The sequence below is a fragment of the Achromobacter sp. UMC46 genome (assembly GCF_014170335.1).
Lineage (GTDB): Bacteria > Pseudomonadota > Gammaproteobacteria > Burkholderiales > Burkholderiaceae_B > Achromobacter.
Window position 1 is genome coordinate 15,653 of the sequence record NZ_LZZS01000007.1, and the last position, 22,611, is coordinate 38,263.

Annotated in this window: 23 protein-coding genes and 1 tRNA gene; 15 read left to right on the forward strand and 9 right to left on the reverse strand. The window is 65.1% G+C overall.

The genetic code is table 11. The annotated features are described in order from the left end of the window. Window positions 1-33 precede the first annotated feature (33 nt). The 3 genes from dapE to dapC are packed head-to-tail and all read right to left on the reverse strand — an operon-like array spanning window position 34 to window position 3,220. On the reverse strand, window positions 34-1,173 hold the full coding sequence (gene dapE / locus A9973_RS11840) for a succinyl-diaminopimelate desuccinylase (RefSeq protein ID WP_183013971.1): 1,140 nt from the start codon (window positions 1,171-1,173) through the stop codon (window positions 34-36). A gap of 4 nt (window positions 1,174-1,177) precedes the next feature. Next, a complete protein-coding gene (gene dapD / locus A9973_RS11845; RefSeq protein ID WP_169269090.1) occupies window positions 1,178-1,999 on the reverse strand; it encodes a 2,3,4,5-tetrahydropyridine-2,6-dicarboxylate N-succinyltransferase in 822 nt (273 codons plus the stop codon). 24 nt (window positions 2,000-2,023) lie between these two features. Next, window positions 2,024-3,220: a succinyldiaminopimelate transaminase gene (dapC, locus tag A9973_RS11850; RefSeq protein ID WP_183013972.1), complete on the reverse strand. Its 1,197-nt coding sequence runs from the start codon at window positions 3,218-3,220 to the stop codon at window positions 2,024-2,026. A 47-nt stretch (window positions 3,221-3,267) separates the two neighbouring features. Here dapC and A9973_RS11855 point away from each other — a divergent pair. The 3 genes from A9973_RS11855 to A9973_RS11865 all read left to right on the forward strand — a co-directional run bounded on the left by A9973_RS11855 (window position 3,268) and on the right by A9973_RS11865 (window position 4,642). Further along, a tRNA-Leu gene (locus A9973_RS11855) sits at window positions 3,268-3,354 on the forward strand. Between the two features lie 201 nt (window positions 3,355-3,555). Further along, window positions 3,556-4,005 (forward strand): hypothetical protein, encoded by a 450-nt coding sequence (locus tag A9973_RS11860; protein ID WP_183013973.1) that lies wholly within the window; start codon window positions 3,556-3,558, stop codon window positions 4,003-4,005. A 385-nt stretch (window positions 4,006-4,390) separates the two neighbouring features. Then, on the forward strand, window positions 4,391-4,642 hold the full coding sequence (locus A9973_RS11865; RefSeq protein WP_183013974.1) for a hypothetical protein: 252 nt from the start codon (window positions 4,391-4,393) through the stop codon (window positions 4,640-4,642). A gap of 50 nt (window positions 4,643-4,692) precedes the next feature. Here A9973_RS11865 and A9973_RS11870 read toward each other — a convergent pair whose 3' ends face one another. Next, the gene (locus A9973_RS11870) at window positions 4,693-4,896 is read right to left on the reverse strand and encodes a toluene tolerance protein (protein ID WP_255469132.1); all 204 of its coding nucleotides are present in this window, start codon (window positions 4,894-4,896) and stop codon (window positions 4,693-4,695) included. 451 nt (window positions 4,897-5,347) lie between these two features. On the opposite strand from A9973_RS11870, the gene A9973_RS11875 reads away from it, so the two are divergent. Genes A9973_RS11875 through A9973_RS11895 form a run of 5 tightly spaced genes read left to right on the forward strand, consistent with a single transcriptional unit; the run spans window position 5,348 to window position 12,159 of the window. Then, on the forward strand, window positions 5,348-6,805 hold the full coding sequence (locus tag A9973_RS11875; protein WP_183013976.1) for an MFS transporter: 1,458 nt from the start codon (window positions 5,348-5,350) through the stop codon (window positions 6,803-6,805). Continuing rightward, window positions 6,802-8,343 carry an FGGY-family carbohydrate kinase gene (locus tag A9973_RS11880; RefSeq protein WP_183013977.1) on the forward strand — a complete coding sequence of 514 codons (1,542 nt, stop codon included), beginning with the start codon at window positions 6,802-6,804 and terminating at the stop codon, window positions 8,341-8,343. Before A9973_RS11875 ends, A9973_RS11880 begins: the two co-directional genes overlap by 4 nt. Continuing rightward, window positions 8,340-10,019, forward strand: a complete 1,680-nt coding sequence (locus tag A9973_RS11885; RefSeq protein ID WP_183013978.1) for a glycerol-3-phosphate dehydrogenase/oxidase — start codon at window positions 8,340-8,342, stop codon at window positions 10,017-10,019. The genes A9973_RS11880 and A9973_RS11885 overlap by 4 nt, the downstream gene beginning before the upstream one ends. Beyond that, a complete protein-coding gene (locus tag A9973_RS11890; RefSeq protein ID WP_183013979.1) occupies window positions 10,016-11,572 on the forward strand; it encodes an FAD-binding oxidoreductase in 1,557 nt (518 codons plus the stop codon). Before A9973_RS11885 ends, A9973_RS11890 begins: the two co-directional genes overlap by 4 nt. 2 nt (window positions 11,573-11,574) lie before the next feature. Beyond that, window positions 11,575-12,159 carry a glycerol-3-phosphate responsive antiterminator gene (locus A9973_RS11895; RefSeq protein ID WP_183013980.1) on the forward strand — a complete coding sequence of 195 codons (585 nt, stop codon included), beginning with the start codon at window positions 11,575-11,577 and terminating at the stop codon, window positions 12,157-12,159. A 1-nt stretch (window position 12,160) separates the two neighbouring features. Here the strand turns inward: A9973_RS11895 and A9973_RS11900 are convergent, their stop codons facing one another. Then, complete coding sequence (locus A9973_RS11900) at window positions 12,161-13,168, reverse strand: tripartite tricarboxylate transporter substrate binding protein (protein WP_183013981.1); 1,008 nt, start codon at window positions 13,166-13,168, stop codon at window positions 12,161-12,163. A gap of 245 nt (window positions 13,169-13,413) precedes the next feature. Between A9973_RS11900 and A9973_RS11905 the strand changes: the two genes are divergently transcribed. Together A9973_RS11905 and aqpZ are read left to right on the forward strand one after the other, a co-directional pair. After that, the gene (locus tag A9973_RS11905; RefSeq protein WP_183013982.1) at window positions 13,414-13,806 is read left to right on the forward strand and encodes a VOC family protein; all 393 of its coding nucleotides are present in this window, start codon (window positions 13,414-13,416) and stop codon (window positions 13,804-13,806) included. Between the two features lie 193 nt (window positions 13,807-13,999). After that, entirely contained in the window at window positions 14,000-14,713 is a 714-nt protein-coding gene (gene aqpZ, locus A9973_RS11910) for an aquaporin Z (RefSeq protein ID WP_183013983.1), read from the forward strand. 11 nt (window positions 14,714-14,724) lie between these two features. Here aqpZ and A9973_RS11915 read toward each other — a convergent pair whose 3' ends face one another. Next, window positions 14,725-15,945 carry a hypothetical protein gene (locus tag A9973_RS11915; protein WP_183013984.1) on the reverse strand — a complete coding sequence of 407 codons (1,221 nt, stop codon included), beginning with the start codon at window positions 15,943-15,945 and terminating at the stop codon, window positions 14,725-14,727. A gap of 165 nt (window positions 15,946-16,110) precedes the next feature. On the opposite strand from A9973_RS11915, the gene A9973_RS11920 reads away from it, so the two are divergent. The 3 genes from A9973_RS11920 (at window position 16,111) to A9973_RS11930 (ending at window position 18,003) form a co-directional block, all read left to right on the forward strand. Next, on the forward strand, window positions 16,111-16,674 hold the full coding sequence (locus tag A9973_RS11920; RefSeq protein ID WP_183013985.1) for a cytochrome b: 564 nt from the start codon (window positions 16,111-16,113) through the stop codon (window positions 16,672-16,674). Between the two features lie 96 nt (window positions 16,675-16,770). Then, on the forward strand, window positions 16,771-17,628 hold the full coding sequence (gene kdsA, locus A9973_RS11925) for a 3-deoxy-8-phosphooctulonate synthase (protein WP_183013986.1): 858 nt from the start codon (window positions 16,771-16,773) through the stop codon (window positions 17,626-17,628). A gap of 66 nt (window positions 17,629-17,694) precedes the next feature. After that, the gene (locus A9973_RS11930; protein WP_169269104.1) at window positions 17,695-18,003 is read left to right on the forward strand and encodes a carbohydrate isomerase; all 309 of its coding nucleotides are present in this window, start codon (window positions 17,695-17,697) and stop codon (window positions 18,001-18,003) included. On the opposite strand, the gene A9973_RS11935 is transcribed toward A9973_RS11930, so the two are convergent. Further along, complete coding sequence (locus A9973_RS11935; protein ID WP_183013987.1) at window positions 18,000-18,494, reverse strand: GNAT family N-acetyltransferase; 495 nt, start codon at window positions 18,492-18,494, stop codon at window positions 18,000-18,002. The two genes, A9973_RS11930 and A9973_RS11935, sit on opposite strands and share 4 nt — an antisense overlap. A gap of 173 nt (window positions 18,495-18,667) precedes the next feature. On the opposite strand from A9973_RS11935, the gene A9973_RS11940 reads away from it, so the two are divergent. Together A9973_RS11940 and A9973_RS11945 are read left to right on the forward strand one after the other, a co-directional pair. Continuing rightward, a complete protein-coding gene (locus A9973_RS11940; protein WP_183013988.1) occupies window positions 18,668-20,308 on the forward strand; it encodes an intermembrane transport protein PqiB in 1,641 nt (546 codons plus the stop codon). Between the two features lie 170 nt (window positions 20,309-20,478). After that, entirely contained in the window at window positions 20,479-20,736 is a 258-nt protein-coding gene (locus A9973_RS11945; RefSeq protein WP_183013989.1) for a hypothetical protein, read from the forward strand. Between the two features lie 7 nt (window positions 20,737-20,743). Here the strand turns inward: A9973_RS11945 and A9973_RS11950 are convergent, their stop codons facing one another. Together A9973_RS11950 and A9973_RS11955 are read right to left on the reverse strand one after the other, a co-directional pair. Further along, the gene (locus tag A9973_RS11950; protein WP_183013990.1) at window positions 20,744-21,052 is read right to left on the reverse strand and encodes a hypothetical protein; all 309 of its coding nucleotides are present in this window, start codon (window positions 21,050-21,052) and stop codon (window positions 20,744-20,746) included. A gap of 113 nt (window positions 21,053-21,165) precedes the next feature. After that, window positions 21,166-22,611 carry an MFS transporter gene (locus tag A9973_RS11955; protein WP_183013991.1) on the reverse strand — a complete coding sequence of 482 codons (1,446 nt, stop codon included), beginning with the start codon at window positions 22,609-22,611 and terminating at the stop codon, window positions 21,166-21,168.

Here is a 22,611-nt window from a genome sequence, read left to right on the forward strand (position 1 = left end):
CGCCGTCCCGATCGGACGATGCGCGGGGCAGTTTCACTTGTCCAGCAGCAGGTTTTCCAGCGTGCGCCGATAGATGTTCTTCAGCGGATCCAGCGAGGCCACTTCGACACGCTCGTTGACCTTGTGGATCGTGGCGTTGCCGGGGCCGAACTCGATCACCTGCGGACAGATCTTGGCGATGAAGCGGCCGTCGGACGTGCCGCCGGTGGTGGACAGCTCGGCGGTGACGCCGGTTTCAGCGTGGATCGCCTGCACCAGCGCATCGGTGAGCGAACCGCGGGGGGTCAGGAAAGGCTCGCCGCCCAAATCCCAGTCCAGGTCGTATTCCAGGCCGTGCTTGTCCAGCACCGCATGCACGCGGGCCTTCAGGCTTTCCGGCGTGCTGGCCGTCGAGAAACGGAAATTGAACAACGCCACGGCTTCGCCCGGCACCACGTTCGTCGCGCCCGTGCCCGAGTTCAGGTTCGACACCTGGAACGTCGTGGGCGGGAAGTACTCGTTGCCCTGGTCCCATTCGATGCCGACGATGTCGGCCAGCGCCGGCGCCAGTTGGTGCACCGGGTTGCGCGCCAGGTGTGGGTAGGCCACGTGGCCCTGGATGCCCTTGACCGTCAGCTTGCCCGACAACGAGCCGCGGCGGCCGTTCTTGCAGGTGTCGCCCAGCACGTCGCCCGAGGTCGGCTCGCCGACGATGCAGTAGTCCAGCTGTTCGCCGCGCGCCTTCAGCGCGTCGCAGACGATGGCGGTGCCGTCGATCGACGGGCCTTCTTCGTCGGACGTGATCAGCAACGCGATCGAACCGCCGTGTTGCGGGTGGGCCGCCACGAATTCCTCGGCCGCCACCACGAAGGCGGCGATCGAGCTCTTCATGTCGGCCGCGCCGCGGCCGTACAGCCAGCCGTCGCGTTCCGTGGGCACGAACGGATCGCTCTCCCACTTTTCGCGCGGGCCCGGCGGCACCACGTCCGTGTGACCGGCGAACACGGTCAGCGGCGCGGCGCTGCCGCGCCGGGCCCACAGGTTGGTGACGCCGCCTTGTGCGATGGTCTCGCACGTGAAGCCGATGCGTTCCAGCCGGGCGGCAAGCGCCGCCTGGCAGTCTTCATCCGCCGGTGTGACCGACGGGCGGGCGATCAGGTCCTTGACCAGATCCAGTACGGCTGACTTGCCCATCGACTTACGCCCTCAGCAGATCATTGATGCTGGTCTTGGCGCGCGTTTGCGCGTCGACACGCTTGACGATGACGGCGCAAGCCAGGCTATGCGAGCCGTCGGCCGACGGCAGCGAACCCGGCACCACAACCGAACCCGAGGGCACGCGGCCGTAGGTGATCTTGCCGGTGGCGCGATCGAAGATCTTGGTGCTTTGCGACAGGAACACGCCCATGGCCAGCACCGAGTTCTCTTCCACGACCACGCCTTCCACGACTTCCGAGCGGGCGCCGATGAAGCAGTTGTCTTCTATGATGGTGGGGTTGGCTTGCAGCGGTTCCAGCACGCCGCCGATACCGACGCCGCCGGACAGGTGGACGTTTTTGCCGATCTGGGCGCACGAACCGACGGTGGCCCAGGTGTCGACCATCGTGCCTTCGTCGACGTAAGCGCCGATGTTCACGTAGGAGGGCATCAGCACCACGTTGCGGCCGATGAAGGCGCCGCGGCGGGCGACGGCGGGCGGCACCACGCGGTAGCCGCCTTGCTTGAAGGCGTTGTCGCCGTATTCCGAGAACTTGAGCGGCACCTTGTCGTAGAACTGCAGCGGGGCCTGGCCCATGATGGCGTTTTCGCTCAGGCGGAACGACAGCAGCACGGCCTTCTTGATCCACTGGTGGACCACCCAGTCGTCATTGATTTTCTCCGCCACGCGCAAGCGGCCCAGATCCAGGCCGTCGATGGTGTGTTCCACCGCTTCGCGCACTTCGGCGCTGGCGTCGGCGGGCGTCAGGTTGGCCCGGTCGTCCCAGGCTTTTTCGATGGTGGTCTGCAGGTCGAGAGTCATAGCGGCTCAGCTTTTAAAGGTTGATCAAACAGAAGTATGTACAAAATGGGCGATGCGTTCGGCTGCCTGCACGCAGTCAGCCAAAGGCGCCACCAACGCAATACGGATGCGGCCGTGGCCGGGATTCACGCCATGCGCTTCCCGCGCCAGGAAACTGCCCGGCAGAACGGTAACACCGGTGCGGCCGTAAAGGTCGCGCACAAAGGCCGTATCCGACCCCGGCGTGGCCGCCCACAGGTAGAAAGACGCCTGCGGGCGCGACACGTCCAGCACGTTTTCAAGAATGGGCACGACCGCGTCGAACTTTTCGCGGTACAGGCGCCGGTTGTCCTTCACGTGCGCCTCATCCGACCAGGCCGCGACGCTGGCCGCGGACACCAGCGGGCTCATCGCACTGCCATGATACGTGCGATACAGCAGGAATCGGCCGATCAGCGCCGCGTCGCCCGCCACGAAACCCGACCGCAGGCCGGGCACGTTGGAGCGCTTGGACAGGCTGGAGAACGCCACCAGGTTGCGGTAGTCGTCCCGGCCCAGGCGGCGCGCCGCCTGCAAACTGCCCAGGGGCGGGTTGCCCTCGTCCAGATAGATCTCGGAATAGCACTCGTCCGACGCGATGACGAAGCCATGGCGGTCGGACAGCTTGAACAGCGTTTCCCATTCGTCCAGCGCCATGACGTTGCCGGCCGGGTTGCCCGGCGAACACACGAACACCAGCCGCGTCTTCTTCCAGACCGCGTCAGGCACCTGGTTCCAGTCGCTGGAAAAATTGCGCAACGGGTCGGCGTTGACGAAGTAGGGCGTGGCGCCTGCCAGCACCGTGGCGCCTTCATAGATCTGATAGAACGGGTTGGGGCAGATGACCACCGACCCCGCCGAGGGATCGATCACAGTCTGCGTGAACGCGAACAGCGCCTCGCGCGAGCCCAGCGCCGGCAGCACCTGCGTGTCCGCATCGGGGGCGGGGATGCTGTAGCGGCGGGCCAGCCAGCCCGAAATCGCCTGGCGCAAGGCCGGGTCGCCCTTGGTGGAGGGGTACACGGACAGCCCGCCCATGTGGTCGCGGATCGCCTGCCCGATGCGTTCCGGCGCGGCGTGCTTGGGCTCGCCGATCGAGAGATTGATGGGCGTCAGTCCGTCCGGCTGCGCACTGGCGCAAGCCAGCAACGCCCGCAGTTTTTCGAACGGGTAGGGGTGTAAAGCATCGAGGCGCGGATTCATGACGCAAGATTTTAACAAGCAAGCTACAATAGTGGGCTTGACCTTTAGCGAAGGTGGCGAAATTGGTAGACGCACCAGGTTTAGGTCCTGACGCCGTAACAGGTGTAGGGGTTCGAGTCCCCTCCTTCGCACCACATATTGCCTGACATTGTTTGGCGTTATGCTGACAATGTCATACAACCCCCGAGCGCTCGAATGCGCCGGGGGTTTTCTTTTGCCCGCAGCTTTGATATTGCCCCAACCAAGTCTTACTTTGCGCGAGGCCACGCTCAAGTTCTCGCCCTGGTGGCCGTTAATGCCGATACAGCTTCCATCGGCCACCGGAAAACAGCGCTATGTTTGATTTAATCTCCATCGTCTTAACCATCGTCGCTCTGATTGCCTGGGCAATCCACCGCCAAAAGAAGCGGCATAACGCGTTGTTGGCGAAGTTTCGCGAACACAACCAGCGACTCGGTACGTCCTTCCCCGAAACCAGCGTCGACAGCGAATTGATCCTGAGCGATAAGGACAAGAAGGTTGTCATCGCGTTTGATCCCGAAACTCGAAAACTCTGCATGGTCTCGGGGGCGAAAGATCCCGGCGAGGTCCTCGACTTTTCATACATCCGGCAATGGCAATTGAAATGGACTGAGGTTTCAGGCAACGGCGGGCTCGCATTCAAGAATGTGCATTTCGCCTTTTCCACCAACGACCTGAAAAGGCCGTTGATCCACATTCCCGTCGCCGGTAAAGGGTATGGCGACACGTGGAATAGCCGCCTCGGCATTCTGATGGGCGCTTGATCGTCTTCAGCCTCAGCCCGGCCAACATAGGATCCCGGGCGGGCGGCGAGCCGTTGTTGGCAACGGTTCCCATTCCGTCGTCTTTCTATAGAATGCTGCCGATGCCGGCAACGGATGAGGCGATTTCTCGTCCCGGTTGTCGCCAGCGCCAAGCGGAGGAGGACAACCGGCCCGTCTCTCTGGCGAAGTCAATCAGTCCGATCTGGAGATATCAGTGACACTTCCACGCCTTGCAACGCTTTCTTTCGCTGTTCTGCTCACGGGTTGCGCCGTTGGCCCTCGTACCGCCAACCTGTCGCCAGAGCTGCAGAATGCGTTGGATACGCCGCTGATTTGCAGTAGCGCCTCCGAATGCAAACTCATGTGGGAGCGCGGGATTTACTACGTGGCGAATAACTCGAAGTGGCGTGTCGTGGCGGAAACCTCGAACCTGATCGAGACGGAACGCCCCTATACCAACTATTACGCGCTGGCCTACAGCATTACGCGCGAACCCATGGGCGATGGGCGCTATCGCATCTCGACGCGCGCCTGGTGCGGCCTGAAGGACTGGGAATGCCGTCCGCACGCCGATGAAGGCCTGGCGCGCGCCAAGTACTACATGAAGACGGGCCAACAGCAAAACGGCGCACGGTAGTCAGCGTGTGGCGGGGGCGGCCAATACGGCCGCCCAGCCCACCACTTGCGTCAGTTCTTGATCTTGACGCGGTCGCGGCGCTTTTCGGTGCTGGGTTCCACATCGCGGCCCAATTGCACGTCCATCAAGATCGCCGCCTGCACTTTCGCGCGGCTGGCTTCGATGCGTTGCACGCAAGCCCAGCCCCGGTCGGCCGCCACAGACAGTTTCTTGTCCAATTCCTGATGGCGGCGGCGTTTATTTTCAGTCGACATATTGCCGAGTTCCTGATCGGTGATTAAGCGCATGTGAATTCCTTGTCAGCAGGGTTGTGTGATCGGGTGATCGCCTCTTAGCGGGTTTGGAGGGTGCGCGGTTGCGCGCGTGCGCGGCGCGTGAATGCGGCGTCGGCAGCAGGGATCGCTTTTTTGGATCGGGCGTAGTTTGCCAGCTTGCGTATTTAACGCAAGTCATTGAAAAATAACGATAAAAAAGTATAAGAACCACGCTTTACATATACTTTTCAGCGGCTTTGGATACTTTTTCCGCCAGGCGAAAAAGTTCGGGGAACAGGGTTTGTCCTGATGCCCTTCCTGCTTGACACCCCACCGCGCAACCCATAAAGTCACCGCACAGATTTAGATAAAAGACCATCTGTAGGGTGGTCTTTTATCGCGTGCAGATTGCGTCGACCTCTTACAGAAATAATTCCAAGAGGAGACGACTGTGCAATCATCGACCGTAAAAATACGTGGCATCGACGATGTCATCGCTTTTATCGATTCACGCCCCGGCATCGCCGGCCGGGCCGGCCTCATCTGGTGGCTGGCGTTGGGCGGGCTGTTCCTGGATGCGTTTGCGAACTCGGCATTAAGCGCGGGCTTGGGGCCGATGACGCGCGACTTGGGCCTGAAGGCGGGCCAGGTCGCGCTGATGACCTCGTTCGCCTCATGGGTGGCCATCGCCTTCAACCCGATCGGCGGTTGGATGGCCGACCGCTGGGGCCGCATCCGTCCCTTGATCATCGCCAAGTTCCTGGCCGTCATCGGTGCCGGGCTGGTGATGTTCGCGCCTAATTTCGAGGTCATTCTGGTGGGCCGCTTCTTCGTGGGCGCGGCGTACGGCATCGACTTCGCCATCGCCATGGCCGTGCTGGCCGAGTTCACGCCCGTCAAGTTCAAGAGCCGCCTGAATACCTGGCAGGGCATGTGGTACACGGCCGTGTGCACGAACCTGCTGCTGGCGATGCTGTTCTTTTCGTGGGATGTGGGCGATTCGATCTGGCGCTATTCCGTTGGCGCCACCGCGATCTTCGCGCTGGTCATCCTGGTGCTGCAACTGAGCTACATGGTCGAAAGCCCGATCTGGCTGGCGCGCAAGGAACGGGTCGAGCAGGCCGCCCAAGCCATGACACGGATCTACGGCCAGGCCTTCGCCGCGGCGCCCCTGGCAGAGCGGGTGCCGGTCACCAACCTGGCCAAGCGCGGGCTGGCCAACGTGCTGCTGATCTTCCGCGGCGTGTACCTGCCGCGCACGATCCTGGCGGCCACGGTGCAGATCGGCCAGTCGATCCAGTACTTCGCCGTGGGCTGGTACCTGCCGTTGATCAGCGCGGCGCTGTTCGGAAAGGACTTCATCTACGCGACGATCGGCGCGCTGGTGTTCAACGTCTTCGGGATCTTCGGCGGTTTCATGTCGCCCTACATCGGGCGCAAGCTGGGATTGCGGCGCGCCTCGGCGTTCGGCTTCGCGATGGTGTTCGTGATCTTGCTTGTCCTGGGAACCTTCCACGGCCAGATGCCGCTGTGGCTGGCGGTCGCGTTGCCGTCGCTTTTCATCCTGTTCCACTCCGGCGGTCCGGGGGCCAACGGCAAGAGCCTGTCGTCGCTGTCGTTCCGCAGCGAGCTGCGCGCCGGCGCCAACGGCATCATCGGGGCGCTCGGTTCCACCGGCGCGGCGATCGGCTTGCTGGTGTTCCCGATCTTCCGCGAGAACTATGGCCTGGAAAAGACCTTCCTGATCCTGTCCGTGGTGCCGCTGATCGCCAGCATCATCTGCTTTGTGATCAAGTGGGATCCCACCCGCACCACCATCAATCCCGACACGGAGACCGGCGCGCCCCAGTTCAAGGAGGACGACGCGCTGGCCACCCTGGACCCCGCCATTGGGAAAGCCTCGCGATGACAAACAACGATGTGATTCTGGCCATTGACGAGGGCACGTCCGGCACGCGGGCGGCCACCGTGTCCGTCGACGGCCATGTGTCCTGCCTGGAGTATCTGACGCTGCATGTCGAGACGCCCCGGCCGGGCGTGGTCGAGCAGGACGCCAACGAGATTCTGGAAAAGACGATCACCGTCTGCCGGGCCACCATCGCCCAGGCGGAACGGGCAGGGCAGCGTATTGCCGCGCTGGCGTTGGCGACGCAGCGCGCCACGGCCGTCTTGTGGGACACCGAGACGGGCGCCGCGCTGGTGCCGGCCATGGTCTGGCAGGACACGCGCTTCGTGGACGAACTGGACCCATTGGCGCCCGAATGGGACGCGCGCCTGCTGGATCGCGTGGGCCGTCCTGTGGGGGTGCGGTCGCTGTATCTGTGGGCGGCGCGGCACCTGCGCGATACGCCGCACGTCGCTCAGGCATGGCGCGACAAGCGCCTGGCGTTCGGCACGGTGGACAGCTGGCTGCTGTGGCATTTCTCGCAACGGCGAGAGGTCGTTACCACGCCGACCAACGCCACGTCGGCGGGAGCCTATGTGCTGGCGGACCATCGCTACTACCTGGAATGGGTGCAAGAGCTGGACTTCCCCTTCGAGCTTCTGCCTGCTTTGCGCCAGGACGCGGACGACTTCGGACGGACGCGGCCGGAGGTGCTGGGCATCGACGTGCCGATCCTGGCATCGGCGGGCGACCAGCACGCGGGCGCCATCGGCCTGGGCTGCCTGGAGCGCGGGCAGGCGATGTGCGTGCACGGCACGGGCAGCTTCGTGGATCTGATCATCGGGCCGGAGCCACCCGTGAACTCGGGCCTGTCCGAGGGCTCGCTGACGATGACGGCCAGGCGCCAGCACGGGGTGTCGCATTTCGCGGTCGAGACCTTCGTGGCGACGACCGGCTCCGCCTTGAACTGGGTGTGCGAAAAGCTCAAGTGGTTCGCGGATGCGCGCGAGATCAGTGCGCTGGCCGCCACGGTGAACGCATCGCAAGGGGTGACGTTCGTGCCCGCCTTGACCGGCTTGCGCGTGCCCCGGATGGAGGCGGCCGCGCGCGCCTCGCTTACCGGCGTATCCATGGCGACGACGCAGGCCGAGGTCGCCTACGCCATTCTGGAAGGCATCGCGCATTCCGTGGCCAGCTGCATCGAGGCGGATGAAGCCGTTTCGGGCGTGAAGGTGTCGGAACTGGTGGTGGGCGGTGGCTTGTCGTGCAGCGATCCCTTGCTGCAGATCCAGGCCGATTTGATCGGCATCCCGATCCGCCGCATGCAGGAATCCGACCGGGCCAGCCTGCGCGGCATTGCGTACCTGGCCGGCTCGTCGGGGCTGCTGTGGCCGACGTTGCGCGATGCCTGCCAGACCATCGCGGCCGACGCGGTCTTCCAGCCGGCCATCGACGCGCCGGAACGGGCGCGGCGACGGGCCTTGTGGCACGCCCGGGTGGGTTCCGAATTGGGCCACGTCAAGCAGTTCAAGCAGGAAAAAGAGGAGGCGTTGCACAAATGATCGGTTGGCTATCCAGAAAGCCCAGGAAAGACCGGGCCGATATGACGAACACCGAGCCATTACGTCTGATGCGGCAAGAGCAATTGGACAGGTTGGGCAGTGAGCAATACGACATGCTTATCGTGGGCGGCGGCATTACGGGCGCCTATGCGGCGTTGGACGCCAGCCTGCGCGGCTACCGGGTGGCGGTGATCGAGAAGGACGATTTCGCGGCGGGCACGTCGTCGAAATCGTCGAAGATGGTGCACGGCGGGCTGCGCTATATCGAGCAGGGCAACCTGGGACTGGTGCGGCATTCCCTGCACGAACGCCAGCGCCTGCGGCGCAACGCCAGGCATCTTGTGCAGCGCCTGCCGTTCCTGTTTCCGATCCTTGAGCGCGACGGGGTGTTCGACAAGCGTCTGTCCAAGGCCTTCGAAAGCCTGCTTTGGACGTACGACTTGGCAGGGGGCTGGCGCGAAGGCATCCTGCATCAGAAATTGACCACCGCGGAAGTGCTGTCGCATTGCCCGACCTTCAAGGAAGAAGGGCTGCTGGGCGGGTTCCTGTACTTCGACGCGCGCGTGGACGACGCGCGCCTGACGCTGGCCGTCGCGCGCACGGCGGCCTTCCACGGGGCGACCGTCATCAATCACGCCAAGGCGATTGAAGTGACGCGCAACGCGCAGGGCAAGGTGGACGGCGTGATCGTCCAGGCGGGCCAGCAAGAGATCCGCGCGCGCGCCGGGGTGGTCATCATGGCGACCGGCGTCTGGCTGCGCGACTGGAGCGGCGCGAAGCGGGGCGACGCGTCCGCGTTGCAGGTGCGCCCCGCAAAAGGCGTGCATGTGGCGGTGCCCTGGCTGAAGGTCCGGAACGACTGCACGGTCACCATCCCGGTGCCCGGCCGCAGCCGCCGCGCCACCATCACGCGCTGGGGCGACGTGTCGTATCTGGGCACGACCGACGAAGATTACGAAGGCGATCTGGACGACGTCCATTGCACGCGCCGCGAGCTGGACTTCCTGCTGGAAGGCGCACGCTCGGCGCTGAAGACGGATCTGCAGGCCGAGGACGTGGTGGGCAGCATCGCGGGCTGCCGCCCGTTGGTCGGGTCGCCGGGCGGCAAGACGCTTGAGATCAAGCGCAACCACGAAATCCGCGTGGCTGCGGATGGCCTGGTCACCGTCGTGGGCGGCAAGCTGACCACGTCGCGGCACATGGCCGAGCAGACCATCGACGCCGCGCAGCAGGTCATCGGCCAGCGCAACCCCTGCCAGACGAAAAAGGCCTACCTGCTTGGGGCGGCGGGCTATGACCCGCAGGCCATTGTGGCCTCGGGCGGCATGTCGGCGCATCTGGGCGAACGCTATGGCACCGAGGCGCGCTTTGTCAGCGACCTGATGCAGGCTGCGCCGGCGCTGCAGGCGCCCGTTGTCCAGGGCTTGCCGTACACCGAAGCCGAAGTCCTGTATGCCGTACGCCACGAGCTGGCCGCCACGGTCGAAGACGTACTGTCGCGCCGGATGCGCGCCCGCCTGATGGCGCGTGACGCGTCGGCATCGGCCGCCGTGCGCGTGGGGCAGATCCTGCAAGCCGAACTGGGCCTGGCGCCCGACCTCATCACGCAGCAGGTCAATGACTACCTGGCTGCCGTCAAGCACGAAAAATCCGTACTCATGGGAGATAAGGAATGATCAGCAAAGAAGCCATCAAGCGCGGCTACAACCGTGGCAACTACGTCGTCGGCGCGCACACGCCGCCCGCTTACGCCGCGGCATTGAGCCGGACCGGGTCCGAACCCGGGATGCAGCGCGATCCGGTGCGCGTGCCGGAGGCGCGGATCGACGCCTTGCGCCATGTGGCCGACGAGGTGTTGACCGACACCGCCAATGTCGTGGCCTGGACACGCGACTGGTGGGCCGCATCGATGGTGTCGGAAACGGGCGGCAAGCCCGCCACGCCGCAGGCGGTGATCGTCAAGGTGTCCACGGTGGAGCAGGTGCAGGCGGTGATGCGCATCGCCAACGCGGACGCCATTCCGGTCACCGTGTCGGCGGGCCGCAGCAACGTCACGGGCGCCGCCTTGCCCGTGCGCGGCGGCATCGTGCTGGACGTCTGCCAGTTGAACAAGCTGATCGGCGTGGACCGCGAAAGCCAGATCGTCGAGGTCGAGGCGGGCATGTTCGGCGATGTGTTCGAGGAAACGATCCAGAAAGAGCATGGCCTGACGATGGGCCATTGGCCGTCGTCGTTCGGCATCAGCACGGTGGGCGGTTGGGCGGCGTGCCGCGGCGCGGGCCAATTGTCCACGCGTTACGGCAAGATCGAAGATATGGTCTTCGGCATGGACGTGGTGCTGGCCGACGGCAGCCTGATCAGCGTGGGCGGGTACTCGCGCGCGGCCGTGGGTTCCGACCTGCAGCAGGTCTTCATCGGTTCGGAAGGCACGCTGGGCGTGATCGTCCGCCTGCGCCTGAAGCTGCATCGCCTGCCGGATTACGGCCGCGCCATCGCCTATGGCTTCAAGACGTTCGCCATCGGCCTGGACGCCTGCCGCGAAATCATGCAGCGCGGCGCCAACCCGGCGGCGTTGCGGCTTTACGACGAGCTGGAAAGCGGCGTGCAGTTCAACCGGCCCGACTTGAACGTGCTGCTGGTGGCGGACGAAGGCGCGCGCCAGATCGTGGACGCCGTGATGGAGATCAGCCAGGGCGTGTGCGAGGAACTGGGCGAAAAACTGGACGGCGACGCGGTCTTCGAACGCTGGCTGGAAACCCGCTACCTGACCGGCAAGAGCGCCGAAGGCTTCAAGCGCAGCCCCGGCTTCGTGGCCGACACGCTGGAAATGGCGGGCCGCTGGAGCGACCTGCCGGGCATCTACGCCGAGGTCGTGGCGGCGGTCAACGCGGTGCCCGGCACGCTGGCGGGTTCCGCGCACCAGTCGCATGCCTATGTCGACGGCGCCTGCCTGTACTTTTCGCTGCGCGGCGAGGTCGAGGTAGAGCGGCGCGCCCAGTGGTATCGCGCCGCCTGGGATGCGGCCAACGCCGTGCTGATTAAATATAATGCCGCGCTCAGCCACCACCACGGGGTGGGCCTGTTGCGCGCGCCGTACATGCAGGAGTCGCTGAGCGGCGCGTTCGACGTGCTGCGCGACATCAAGCGCACGCTGGATCCGCAGAACATCCTCAACCCCGGCAAGCTGGGATTGAGCGATCAGCGCTATTACGGTCAGGAAGATCGATAACCATGGATAGGTCATTCGGGGCATGTCTGGCGCGTCATCCCGTCATCGCGACGATGTACGGGCTTGAGCAGATCAACACCTTCGTGGGCAGCGTGGCCGAAATCGGCATCGTCGCCAACGTCGAACTGCGCAAGCTGGCGCCGGTGATCGCGGCGCTGAACCGCGCGGGCAAGTTCGCGATCGTCAACATAGACAGCTGCGAAGGCCTGTCGCAAGACAAGGGCGGCGTGGAATACCTGGCCGATATCGGCGTGGCCAGCCTGGTGTCCACGCGGGTGGCCACCATCCAGCGCGCCAACCGGGCGGGCATGGTCACGATGCAGAAGGTGTTCGTGACCGACCGTTCGACCTGGCCGCGCAGCGTAAAGGCCCTGGAGCAGAGCGACCCCAATCTGGTCCAGCTGATGCCGGCGCCGATGCTGACGCACATGGCGGAGCAGGACCTGAAAGCCCTGCCTCCCATCGTGGCGTCGGGGTTCGTCTGCAATCAGACGGATATCGGCATTGCGATGAAGCATGGCGCGGTGGGCGTGTCGACCAGCGACCACGAGCTTTGGAGTCTGGATCCGCGCCAGCTCAAGGGCTGAGTCAGTCCAGCTGCGCGCCGGATTTGCGCACCAGCTCCTGCCACACGGCGTACTCGCCCCGGTAGTTCGCGATGAACGCTTCGGGCGTATTGCCCAGCGCGATGAATCCCATCGCGGTCAGGCGCTCTTGCATGTCCGGCGTGCGCGTCATGGCCTGCATCAAGCCGGCCAGGCGCGCTACGACGGGCTTGGGCGTCTGGATGGGCGCGGCCATCGCCACCCACCCGACCACGCGGTAGGCATCGTCCGTCAGGCCTTGCTCGGCCAACGTCGGGGAGTCGGGCAGCACGTGCATGCGCTGTTCGCCGGTGACGCCGATCAGCGCCAGCCTGCCGTTGTCGACGTAGGGCTTGGCGCCCAGCGCGCTGGCGAACGCCATCTGGATCCGTCCGCCGATCAGGTCCTGCAGCATCGGCGATTCGCCCTTGTAGGCGATGTGGGTCATGTCGCCTTTTTGCGTTTCGCTCAGGTAGGCGCCGCCCAGGTGCGCGTACGAACCGACGCCCCAAGACCCGTAAGCCAGCTCGCCTGGATTTCGGCGCACGTAGTCGAGCAGCTCGGGGCCGTTGCGCGCGGGCACGCTGGGGTGGACGACAAGGGTCACGGGCGCCATGGCGATCTGCGAGATCAGCACCAGGTCACGGCCCGTATCGTAGGGCAGGCTCTTGTACAGGAACTGGTTCAGCAGCAGCGAGGAACTCAATGACACGGTCAGGGCGTAGCCATCCGGGGGCGCCTTGGCGACGGCGTCGGTGCCCATGATGCCGGACGCGCCGCCGCGGTTCTCGACCAGCACGGGCTGTCCGACGGCAGCGGACAGACGTTCGGCCACCAGCCGGGCCACGATATCGGTGGCGCCGCCGGCGTTGTAGGGCACCACGATCTTGATGGGCTTGGCCGGCCAGGCGTCTTGGGCGAAAACCGCCTGGGGCAGGCTCAGCGCGGCCAGGCTCCAGGCGCTTTGCTTCAACCACTGGCGGCGCGGCAGGCGAGGGGCGTGCGCGGTCATGGGCTTGTCTCCAGAAGTTGCGCGTTTGTCAGCCGGAGAGGCCCGCACGGCATCGCGCTTATCCGGCGATTCTTGCCTTCGCGGGTTTCTTTGACAATGGCGTCTGCGGTTGACATGGTGTCAAAACTATTTTGACGAGTCTGTTCCGATGGCATTTATTTGCTGGATGAATATCCAGTTATTTGGTTCAATGCCGTGTCTCTCCGCAGCACCGCGGGGCCCGCTTCCTTATTGCAAGGCTGATCATGAAATTCGGATATACCATCATCTACGTGCCGGACGTTGCGGCATCGCTGGCCTTCTTCGAACGCGCCTTCGGCTTTTCCCGCCGGTTCCTGCACGAATCCCAGACTTACGGCGAACTCGACACGGGCGACACCACGCTGTCGTTTGCCGCGCACGAATTGGGCGCCATGAATTTCAGCGCCGGGCACGTCGAGGCTTCGTCGTCGCCAAAACCGCTGGGCATGGAAGTGGCGTTCGTGACGGACGATGTCGCCGCCGCGCACGCGCAGGCGGTCTTGCTGGGCGCCACCGAACTCAGCGCGCCGACGGCCAAGCCGTGGGGACAGGTGGTGTCGTACCTGCGTTGCCCCGACGGCACGCTCGTGGAATTGTGCACGCCGATGCAGGGCTGATCCGCCTGCGCGGAAATCACGGGCATTCAGCCTCGCCCGTTTGCACGATCCCCGGATCCGGCGCTGGGCCTTATCGTCAGGAATGCGCCCGTGCCGATGACGCTTCGAACAAGAACTGTCAAGATTTTCAGTTCTTTAAAGTCGTGATCGCCGCTGCGCGATACCTTGGCCATTTCGTATTCGGAGAGTTGACATGTATTCGCTTTCGAAGCGTTGCGGCGCGGAGTTTTTCGGCACGTTCTGGCTAGTGCTGGGAGGGTGCGGCGCCGCGGTGCTGGCGGCCGGGTTTCCGGAATTGGGCATCGGTTTCGCGGGCGTCGCGCTGGCGTTCGGCCTGACGGTGCTGACGATGGCGTTCGCGGTGGGCCATATTTCCGGCGGGCATTTCAACCCCGCGGTCACCGTCGGCCTGGTGGCGGGCGGACGTTTCCCCGCCAAAGAGATCCTGCCCTACGTGATCGCGCAGGTCCTGGGCGCGATCGTGGCGGCGGCCGTGCTGGCATGCATTGCCAGCGGCAAGCTGGGCTTCGACCTCAAGGGCAGCCATTTCGCGGCGAACGGCTATGGCGCCTACTCGCCCGGCAAATATTCGTTGCTGTCCGCATTGGTGACGGAAGTGGTGATGACGGCGGGCTTCCTGTTCGTCATCCTTGGAGCCACATCCAAGCGCGCGCCGGCCGGCTTCGCGGCTATTCCGATCGGGTTGGCGCTGACGCTGATCCACCTGATCAGCATCCCGGTCACGAACACGTCGGTGAACCCGGCGCGCTCCACCGGCCCGGCGCTGTTCGTGGGCGGGTGGGCGATCGAGCAACTGTGGCTGTTCTGGGTCGCGCCGATTGCCGGTGCCATCATCGGCGCCATCGCCTACCGCCTGGTCAGCGACCCGGCGGCAGAGCGCGGCTAGTCCGGAACCCGTTACGGCACTTCGTCCAGTTGCGCCAACTGGGCGTCGGCCGGGAACCCTTGCGTGCGGTATCGGACGGGGTAACCGGCTTCCCGCGCCAGCAGGGGTTCCAGCAGGTGCGCGGCCTGTTCCCAGGACACCACCCGGACCTCGCCGATCTCGTCTTCGGCGTCCGGGCGGACCAGCGCCAGGCGGTCGACCTTGGGCAGGGACGTGTCCACGCCCCGCGTCCATGACGCCAGCGAGAACGACGTGGCAGGGTCGTCTTCCTGCGTGAAGAGGTTGTAGTTGGCCACGAAGATATCCATGCCTTGCTCTTCATGGATATGGTCCAGCGCTTCCTTTTGCGCGTCGTATTCCGACTTGTCCAGCAGGCGCGCCAGATGGGCCAGGCGGTGCGCCAGCGCGGGGCTGGCGGGCTGATACCGCACGGGTTCGCGGTCGTCTTCATAGTGGTACATGTGCGCGCTGACCACCCGCCCGTTCTGCAATGCCTGCAGGCTGAATTCCACCATGGCGATCAGTCCGTCGTCGTCGTTATCCCCGGTGACAAGCAGCACGTCGCGCGTCGGCATCATGAACACCGGGCGGCCGCGCACCGGCACGCGCTCGAGCATGTCGGGCAGCAGGACGCGGCTGATGTCATAGCCATCGGACCAGCCGCCTCGGTAGACCCCAGGCGCCAATTCAGAAAAGTGGTCGGGCGCATCGCGCAGATTATCGATGGCGATCGCCAGCGCCTGGTCGAACGTCAACGCCCACGCGGCTTCAGGGCCATTGGTCAGCGTGGAGATGGCGTCGGGGTGGTCAAGCGCCAGCAGCACGACGCAATCGTCTCCGAAGGGCCGGAAGGCGGGGTGGAAAGCCGAATCGTCGCCTTCCGTGCGGACGTGGTGCAGGCGCACGTCCTCCAGCGCGCTGCGGCCGCGAATCACAGGCCTGAGCATCGGCCGGGCGACGGCGGCCTGCTGTGGCGTGCCCTGCGTGCTGCTGGACAGCGCCGACAGGAAACCCCGCAGCGCGCGCTTCTGTTCGGCTCCGCGGGTGTTGCAGTAGGCGTGGTACGCGTTGTGCAGATTGAAGTACGAGCCTTCGCCCAGCAGCAGCCGGAATTCATCCGCCTTGTAGGTGAGTGCGTCCGCGAAGCCTTCGCGCCGCGCCGCGGCGACGAACAGCTTGGCGAACTGGTCCGGCGAGGGCTTGCGCCGGAAGAGAACATCCAAAAAACCCATGGGCCCACCTTTGATTCAAATGCCGGACGGCGCGACGGCCGGTCCGTGACGGGTCATTGTGGCCAGTCAACACCTTGGCGTCCAGCGATATAGCCGGCTGCTCAGGACGCCGTAAGTCGGAAATCCCTACGCTTGATGGTTTATTGCCAGCCAAGAGCCCCGTTGATGACGACGTCCCCGTTACCCGCCGCCCATCCGGACCCGGCCCATTACGACCGCACCACGATCATGTTTCACTGGTTGACCGTGTTTCTGGTGGTCGGCCTGTTCGCGCTGGCCGAAACCTGGGGCTTCCTGCCGCGCGGTACGCCCACGCGCCGCCTGCTGCAATCGCTGCATATCTCGTTCGGCCTGGCGTTCGCGGCCGTCTTCGTGTTGCGCATCGTCTGGCGCGTCTGTCGGGGCAGGCGCCTGCCGCCCGGTTCCAGCGGGTTGCTGCGGGTGGCCAGTACGGCCGTACACGGGCTGCTGTACCTGTTGATGGGGGCGCAGATCGTGCTGGGATTCCTGTTCCGCTGGGCCCAAGGCGAACCATTCACTTTCTTCGGCCTGTTTGATGTGCCCACGCTGATCGCCATCGACCATGAGCAGCGCCGGTTCATCGGCGGGCTGCACGATACGGTGGCGTGGACGATCATCGTCCTTGCCCTGCTGCATGCCCTGGCGGCGCTGTTTCACCACTATGTCCTGCGCGATGGCGTCTTGCGCCGCATGCTTGCCAGCCGGTGAGGGCGGGCGGAATGCGTGCCGGAAGGTGAAAGGCAGGCGGGGCAAGTTGTACATTACGCACTGTCACCTGCCTTATCACTACAGGATTCCGTCACCATGACCGCCCCAGAAGTCGTTATCTCCCCGTCGATCCTTTGCGCCAACGATCGCCCCTTTGTGCTGTTCGGCGGCATCAATGTGCTGGAATCGCTGGATCTGGCGCTGCGCGCCTGCCAGGAGTACCAGCGCGTGACCCGCAAGCTGGGCATTCCGTACGTGTTCAAGGCATCGTTCGACAAGGCCAACCGCTCGTCCATCCACTCCTACCGTGGCCCGGGCCTGGAAGAGGGCATGAAGATCTTCGAGGCGGTCAAGAAAGAGTTCGGCGTGCCGGTCATCACCGACGTGCATGAACCCTGGCAGGCCGCCCCGGTGGCCGAAGTGGCCGACATCGTGCAACTGCCCGCCTTCCTGGCCCGCCAGACGGACCTGGTGGTGGCCTTGGCGAAAACGCAGCGCGTGGTCAACATCAAGAAGCCCCAGTTCCTGAGCCCGACCCAGATGCTCAACATCGTCGAGAAGTTCACCGAGGCCGGCAACGACAAGCTGATCCTGTGCGATCGCGGCACCAGCTTCGGTTACGACAATCTGGTCGTCGACATGCTGGGTTTCGGCGTGATGAAGAAAGTGACCGGCAACCGCCCGTTGATTTTCGACGTGACGCACGCGTTGCAGCAGCGCTCGGCGCTGGACGCCGCTTCGGGCGGCCGCCGCGCACAGGTCGCCGAGCTGGCGCGCGCTGGCATGGCGGTCGGTCTGGCTGGCCTGTTCCTGGAAGCGCATCCCGATCCCAAGAACGCCAAGTGCGACGGCCCCAGCGCCTTGCCGCTGGACAAGCTGGAACCCTTCCTGACCCAGCTCAAGCAGCTGGATGACCTGGTGAAATCCTTTGCCCCGATCGACATCGAACCGTGACGCAGTCTGTCATCCAGCCTACGTCAACTTGTTATACGATCCAGGCCACGCTTTAGGGAGGCCTGGATGTCTTTGCATGTGATCGTCGCCGTTCGAAAAGAACCCGTCAGCGGGCATATCGCCTACGTGCGCTGGGGCCAGGCCGAGCGCGGCGTGCCCGGCTGGGTCACGGAACCCGTGACGGCGGCGGCATCCGAGGTCATTGAAGTCATCAAGGACGGCGGGGATGTTGAAACCGCCTTCAGCGTGGAAGGCACCAGCGTGGCGCTGCGCCCGGTGCGGGTGCTGGTCGACGACGACGGGCGCGAGCATCTCGCGTCCGTGCCCGTGCCCAGCTCCACGCTGCACACGCTGTTCGATCTGCCCGAGTTCTAGGCGGCGGCGCGGCGGCCTTCGGCAAAGCTGCGCAGCGCATCGTCGGTCAGGCGGTAGCGCACCCACTCGTCCATCGGCAACGCGCCGATGGACCGGTAGAAATCGATTGCCGGCTTGTTCCAGTCCAGCACGCTCCATTCCAGCCGGCCGCAGTCGTTGGCGACCGCTTCCTGTGCCAGATGGCGCAGCAGGTCGCGTCCCGCGCCGATGCCACGGTGTTCGGGCGTGATGTATAAATCTTCCAGATAGATACCGTTCTTGCCCAGCCAGGTCGAATAGCTGTAGAAATACACGGCATAGCCGATTGCTTTGCCATCCGCCAGGCACATCAAAGCCTTGGTGGGGGCTTGGGCGGCGAACAGGGTGCGGGCGACATCGTCGGCGCTGGCAATCACCTCGTGCGCGGCGCGTTCGTAGACGGCCAGTTCGGTGATGAAAGCGTAGATTTGGGCCGCATCCGTGGGCGTGGCGGGGCGGATGGTGATATTCACGTTGACTTCCTCCAAATGGGACGGCCATGCTACCCGCTAATGCGCGGGGTTGCAGGCGCGGCTGGAGCGGGGGCACCGGGAATCCCCCCGCTTGCGCCGCGTGGAATGCAGCGCGACGCTAGCGGAGGAATCCGCCCTCGCGTCCGGACGTGTACACAAAGGGGATGCCCTCTATGGCTGAGTCTGGTTCTGCCGCTGGTGAAACGCCATCGCCCGTGCCGCGCAAGCGGCGGCGACTCTCCTGGATCTGGCTCGTGCCCATCGTCGCGGCCCTGGGCGGATTGCTGCTGGTGTTGCAGGTCTGGCTGAGCGCGGGCCCCACGGCGGTCATCCATTTCCAGACCGCCGAAGGCCTGGAGGCCGGCAAGACCCAGGTGCGCTACAAGGAGCTCGCCATTGGCCTGGTCGAGCGCGTGGCGCTGAATCCCGAACGTTCCGGGGTGGACGTGACCGTGCGCCTTGAAAAGGACGCTGGCGGCCTGCTGCAGGAAGGCACGGTGTTCTGGGTGGTCAGGCCGCGCCTGACGTTGAGCGGGGTGTCGGGCCTGAGCACGTTGCTGTCCGGTTCCTATATCGGCCTGGATCCGGCGGGACGCCGCGGCAAGGACGCAGTACGCGCGAAGAGCCAGGCCGAATTCACCGGGTTGGAAGTGCCGCCCGAGGTGGCCCAGGACCGCGCCGGCAAGCGTTTCACGTTGCATGCCCAGGACCTGGGGTCGCTGGACATCGGGTCGCCCGTCTACTACCGCCGCATCGCGGTGGGCCAGGTGGTGGGATACCGCTTGTCCAAAGACGGGCAAGGCGTGGACGTGCAGGTGTTCGTCGATGCGCCCAACGATGCCTATGTCAATGCCGGCACGCGCTTCTGGAACGCCAGCGGCGTGGACTTCAGCGTCGATGCTCGTGGCCTGCGGATGCGGTCGCAATCGCTGCTGTCGGTGATTGTCGGCGGCGTGGCGTTCGATACGCAGGATCAGCGCAACCCGCAGGCGGCAGCGGCCGATGCGTCGTTTGCCATCTATCCCAGCGAAGAGGCGGCACGTGCGCAGCCCAACGGCGTGCCATTGCGGATCCGCATGCGCTTCGACCAGTCGGTGCGCGGCCTGGTCGTCGGCGCGCCCATCGACGCCTATGGCGTGACGATCGGCCAGGTGGAAGCGATCGACCTGGACTTCGACAGGACCGCCCAACAGTTCTTCGCGCTGGTTTCCGCCACGCTCTACCCCGAGCGCATGGGCGGGGAAACGTTCAACGATATCAAGGAATACGCCGGAAGCGACTTGGAGCACCCCAGCGGCAAACTGTTGGCGGCGCTGGTCAAGCGCGGCACGCGCGCGCAATTGCGCATCGGCAACCTGCTGACCGGCCAGTTGTATGTGGCGATGGTTGAATTCCCGAATGCCAAACCGGTGGAGTTCAAGATGGAGGACGAGCCCTTCATCCCGACCGTGCCGAACAACCTGGACCAGTTGCAGCAGCAGCTCAGCAACATCCTCACGAAGCTCGACCGCGTGCCGTTCGACGCGATCGGGAACGAGCTCGGCGGCGCATTGCGCGCGGCCTCGAGCCTGGTCAGGCGGATGGACACGCAGTTGGCGCCCGAGGCACAGGCCTTGCTGCGGCAGGCCAACCGGTCGCTGGCGTCGGTGGGCGGGTTGCTGGCGCCGGATTCCGTACTGCCCCAAAACGCGGATTCCGCATTGCGCGAACTGGCCAGAGCGGCCAGATCGCTGCGGGAGCTGTCGGACTACCTGCAGGCGAATCCGGAAGCGCTGTTGAAGGGAAGGGCGCCGGATTCGCCTGTGCGCCGGTAGTCTTTGCCGGCGGTAGTTTCTGCATTCAAGGCCACGCCTTTGCGGCAACGCCACCGATGGCCGGGCGGGGCGTGGCGGGGCAGCCTCAGGTACGGCACTTGCTGCAAGCGTCAGGCGACCGGCCGCCGGATGATGGGGCGCCGGCGTGGTATCCGAGGGGGGATAATCGCATGGACCACAGTGAAATGATGGTGCGCATGATCTCGCAGCCCGTGGCGCTGGGCAAGGTCGACGGCTGGGACGGCATACTCTCGGCCTATGCGGATTGCCTGCTGCAAGTGCAGGCCAAGCTGTCGGACGCCGATGTCCGTCGTTTCCTGGAAGTGGGCGCGCTGGTTTTTCGCACCTGCTGTCAGGAAGAGGCGCGTCAGCGCTGGACGGCCGAGGAATTGGCCGCCTTCCACCGCAAGCGCGAGTTCGGCGTCTAGCAAGACGTCAGTACAGGCACTGGCTAAGGGTGAATTTGCGGCCGAACGCGCGGACCTCGTCGCCGTCCACCGAGGCGGCCACGTCCCAGTGGCTGCCGCGCGTCACCAAAAAGGACTGCCCCAGCAGGGCGTGGCGCAGCGCGAATTGCCAGAAGGCCGATTCCGTGCCGACCGGCTCCAGTTCGTGCGGCCCGATCATCAGGCGAGTGGGCCGGGGCGTGGCGCCCATCGACCATCGCAAGGCGATCGTCATGAAGGCGAATCGCGCCGAAAGCGAGGATGGTTGAACGCAAAGCAGTCGGATCTTGTTGCTCATGGACGTCACCCTGTTCAGGTGCCGTCAGCGTAGCAAAGACCCGCGTGACGTTCCATACCGCGTTTGGTGGATTTCAGCTCCGATGTTCCAAGATTCGCCGATACCGCTCGGGTTCAGGGCGTGTTTGCCGGCGCGCTTGTGGGCGTGCTCGTGACCCGCGCAAGCAGCAGCAGCGCCAGTGCGGGGGCGATGGCAAAGGCGGCGAACAGCCACCTCGCCGCATGCTGCGCGCCCGCGACCCCGCCGGGATCGGCCAATCCCGCGCTATTGGTGACGACGCCCGCCAAGGCGGCGGTCACGGCCGACGCGTAAAGCTGCACGGTGGTGATCGAGGACGATGTCAGCGTTTCTTCGCCCTTGGGGGCGGCGTTGAATATCCGGGTCAGCAGATGCGGCCATGCCAGCCCGATGCCGAACCCTACGCCCGCCAGCGCGACGATGTACGCCGCCAAGCCCGCCAGCGACGACAGCATTGCGGTCTGCGGCGTCATGACGGCCAGGCCGATCAGCGACGCCAGGATCACGGCGGGGCTGGCGCGGACCAGGCGATCGGCCGCCGCGCCCGTGCGTGTTGAACTGGGCATGGCGGCAAGCGTCCAGCCCGCCGCCATCGCCGCCGTCATATAGCCCGCGGCCAGCGGCGACAGGCGATGGATGACTTGCAGGAAGTAGGGCACGAAGATCTCGGTCGTGATGGCGGCCACCACCAGGCACATCACGGCATACAACGCGCCCAGCGGCGCGCGCACGGAATAGGCGCCCGTCGGCAGCAGGCGCCGGCGGGCGCGCGAATCCACCCGGGCGATCAGCATGGCAAGCACCAGTCCGCCGGCGATGCCGGCCAGGTTCCAGGCCAGATCCGTCGACAGGCTGGCCAGCGTGATCGCCATCACCGAAGCCACCAGCAGCGCGAGTGTGCCCAGGGGCAGGGACGAGGGCGGGGCAGGGGGCACCGAAGACCGGCCGCCGACCTTGAACGTGACGATCAACGCCAGCGCTGCGGCAACGGGCAGCAGCGCCCAGAACGCCAGCCGCCAATGTCCGGTCTGGGCGAAGATGCCGCCGATCGCCGGCCCGCACAACGTCGCCACGCCCCACATGCCCGACACCAGCGCCATGGCGCGCGACCACAGGGGCGCGTCGAAGACCAATCGGATCAGCGCGTAGCTCAAGGCGAAGAGGATGCCGCCGCCCAGGCCTTGGATGCTGCGGCCGGCCAGCAGCACCGGCATGGTGGGCGCCAGTGCACAGGCGACCGCGCCGGCGGTGAAGACGGCCACGGCCAGCAGGTAGGCCGCGCGCGGCCCGAAGGTCTCGATCAGTTTGGCCGACAACGCCGACCCGATGATGGAGGTCACGACGAACAGCGTCGTGTTCCAGGCGTAGTACTCCAGGCCGCCGATGTCCTGGATGACGCTGGGCAGGATGGTGGTGACGATATAGACGTTGATGGCATGCAGCGCCACGCCGCCTGCCAGGGCAATCGAGCGCAGCGCGTTCGCGCCATGCAGCAGATCGGCCCAGGAAGCGCTTGAATCAGGGGTTGTGCTGACGGCCAC

What these genes read in the sequence shown, in the direction of transcription:
- aqpZ (WP_183013983.1), top strand. Translation starts at nt 14,000, where the DNA reads ATGTATTCGCTTTCGAAGCGTTGCGGCGCGGAGTTTTTCGGCACGTTC.
- A9973_RS11880 (WP_183013977.1), top strand. Translation starts at nt 6,802, where the DNA reads ATGACAAACAACGATGTGATTCTGGCCATTGACGAGGGCACGTCCGGC.
- A9973_RS11860 (WP_183013973.1), top strand. Translation starts at nt 3,556, where the DNA reads ATGTTTGATTTAATCTCCATCGTCTTAACCATCGTCGCTCTGATTGCC.
- A9973_RS11890 (WP_183013979.1), top strand. Translation starts at nt 10,016, where the DNA reads ATGATCAGCAAAGAAGCCATCAAGCGCGGCTACAACCGTGGCAACTAC.
- A9973_RS11945 (WP_183013989.1), top strand. Translation starts at nt 20,479, where the DNA reads ATGGACCACAGTGAAATGATGGTGCGCATGATCTCGCAGCCCGTGGCG.
- A9973_RS11915 (WP_183013984.1), bottom strand. Translation starts at nt 15,945, where the DNA reads ATGGGTTTTTTGGATGTTCTCTTCCGGCGCAAGCCCTCGCCGGACCAG.
- A9973_RS11905 (WP_183013982.1), top strand. Translation starts at nt 13,414, where the DNA reads ATGAAATTCGGATATACCATCATCTACGTGCCGGACGTTGCGGCATCG.
- A9973_RS11895 (WP_183013980.1), top strand. Translation starts at nt 11,575, where the DNA reads ATGGATAGGTCATTCGGGGCATGTCTGGCGCGTCATCCCGTCATCGCG.
- A9973_RS11900 (WP_183013981.1), bottom strand. Translation starts at nt 13,168, where the DNA reads ATGACCGCGCACGCCCCTCGCCTGCCGCGCCGCCAGTGGTTGAAGCAA.
- A9973_RS11920 (WP_183013985.1), top strand. Translation starts at nt 16,111, where the DNA reads ATGACGACGTCCCCGTTACCCGCCGCCCATCCGGACCCGGCCCATTAC.
- kdsA (WP_183013986.1), top strand. Translation starts at nt 16,771, where the DNA reads ATGACCGCCCCAGAAGTCGTTATCTCCCCGTCGATCCTTTGCGCCAAC.
- dapC (WP_183013972.1), bottom strand. Translation starts at nt 3,220, where the DNA reads ATGAATCCGCGCCTCGATGCTTTACACCCCTACCCGTTCGAAAAACTG.
- A9973_RS11940 (WP_183013988.1), top strand. Translation starts at nt 18,668, where the DNA reads ATGGCTGAGTCTGGTTCTGCCGCTGGTGAAACGCCATCGCCCGTGCCG.
- A9973_RS11950 (WP_183013990.1), bottom strand. Translation starts at nt 21,052, where the DNA reads ATGAGCAACAAGATCCGACTGCTTTGCGTTCAACCATCCTCGCTTTCG.
- A9973_RS11930 (WP_169269104.1), top strand. Translation starts at nt 17,695, where the DNA reads ATGTCTTTGCATGTGATCGTCGCCGTTCGAAAAGAACCCGTCAGCGGG.
- A9973_RS11885 (WP_183013978.1), top strand. Translation starts at nt 8,340, where the DNA reads ATGATCGGTTGGCTATCCAGAAAGCCCAGGAAAGACCGGGCCGATATG.
- dapE (WP_183013971.1), bottom strand. Translation starts at nt 1,173, where the DNA reads ATGGGCAAGTCAGCCGTACTGGATCTGGTCAAGGACCTGATCGCCCGC.
- dapD (WP_169269090.1), bottom strand. Translation starts at nt 1,999, where the DNA reads ATGACTCTCGACCTGCAGACCACCATCGAAAAAGCCTGGGACGACCGG.
- A9973_RS11870 (WP_255469132.1), bottom strand. Translation starts at nt 4,896, where the DNA reads ATGTCGACTGAAAATAAACGCCGCCGCCATCAGGAATTGGACAAGAAA.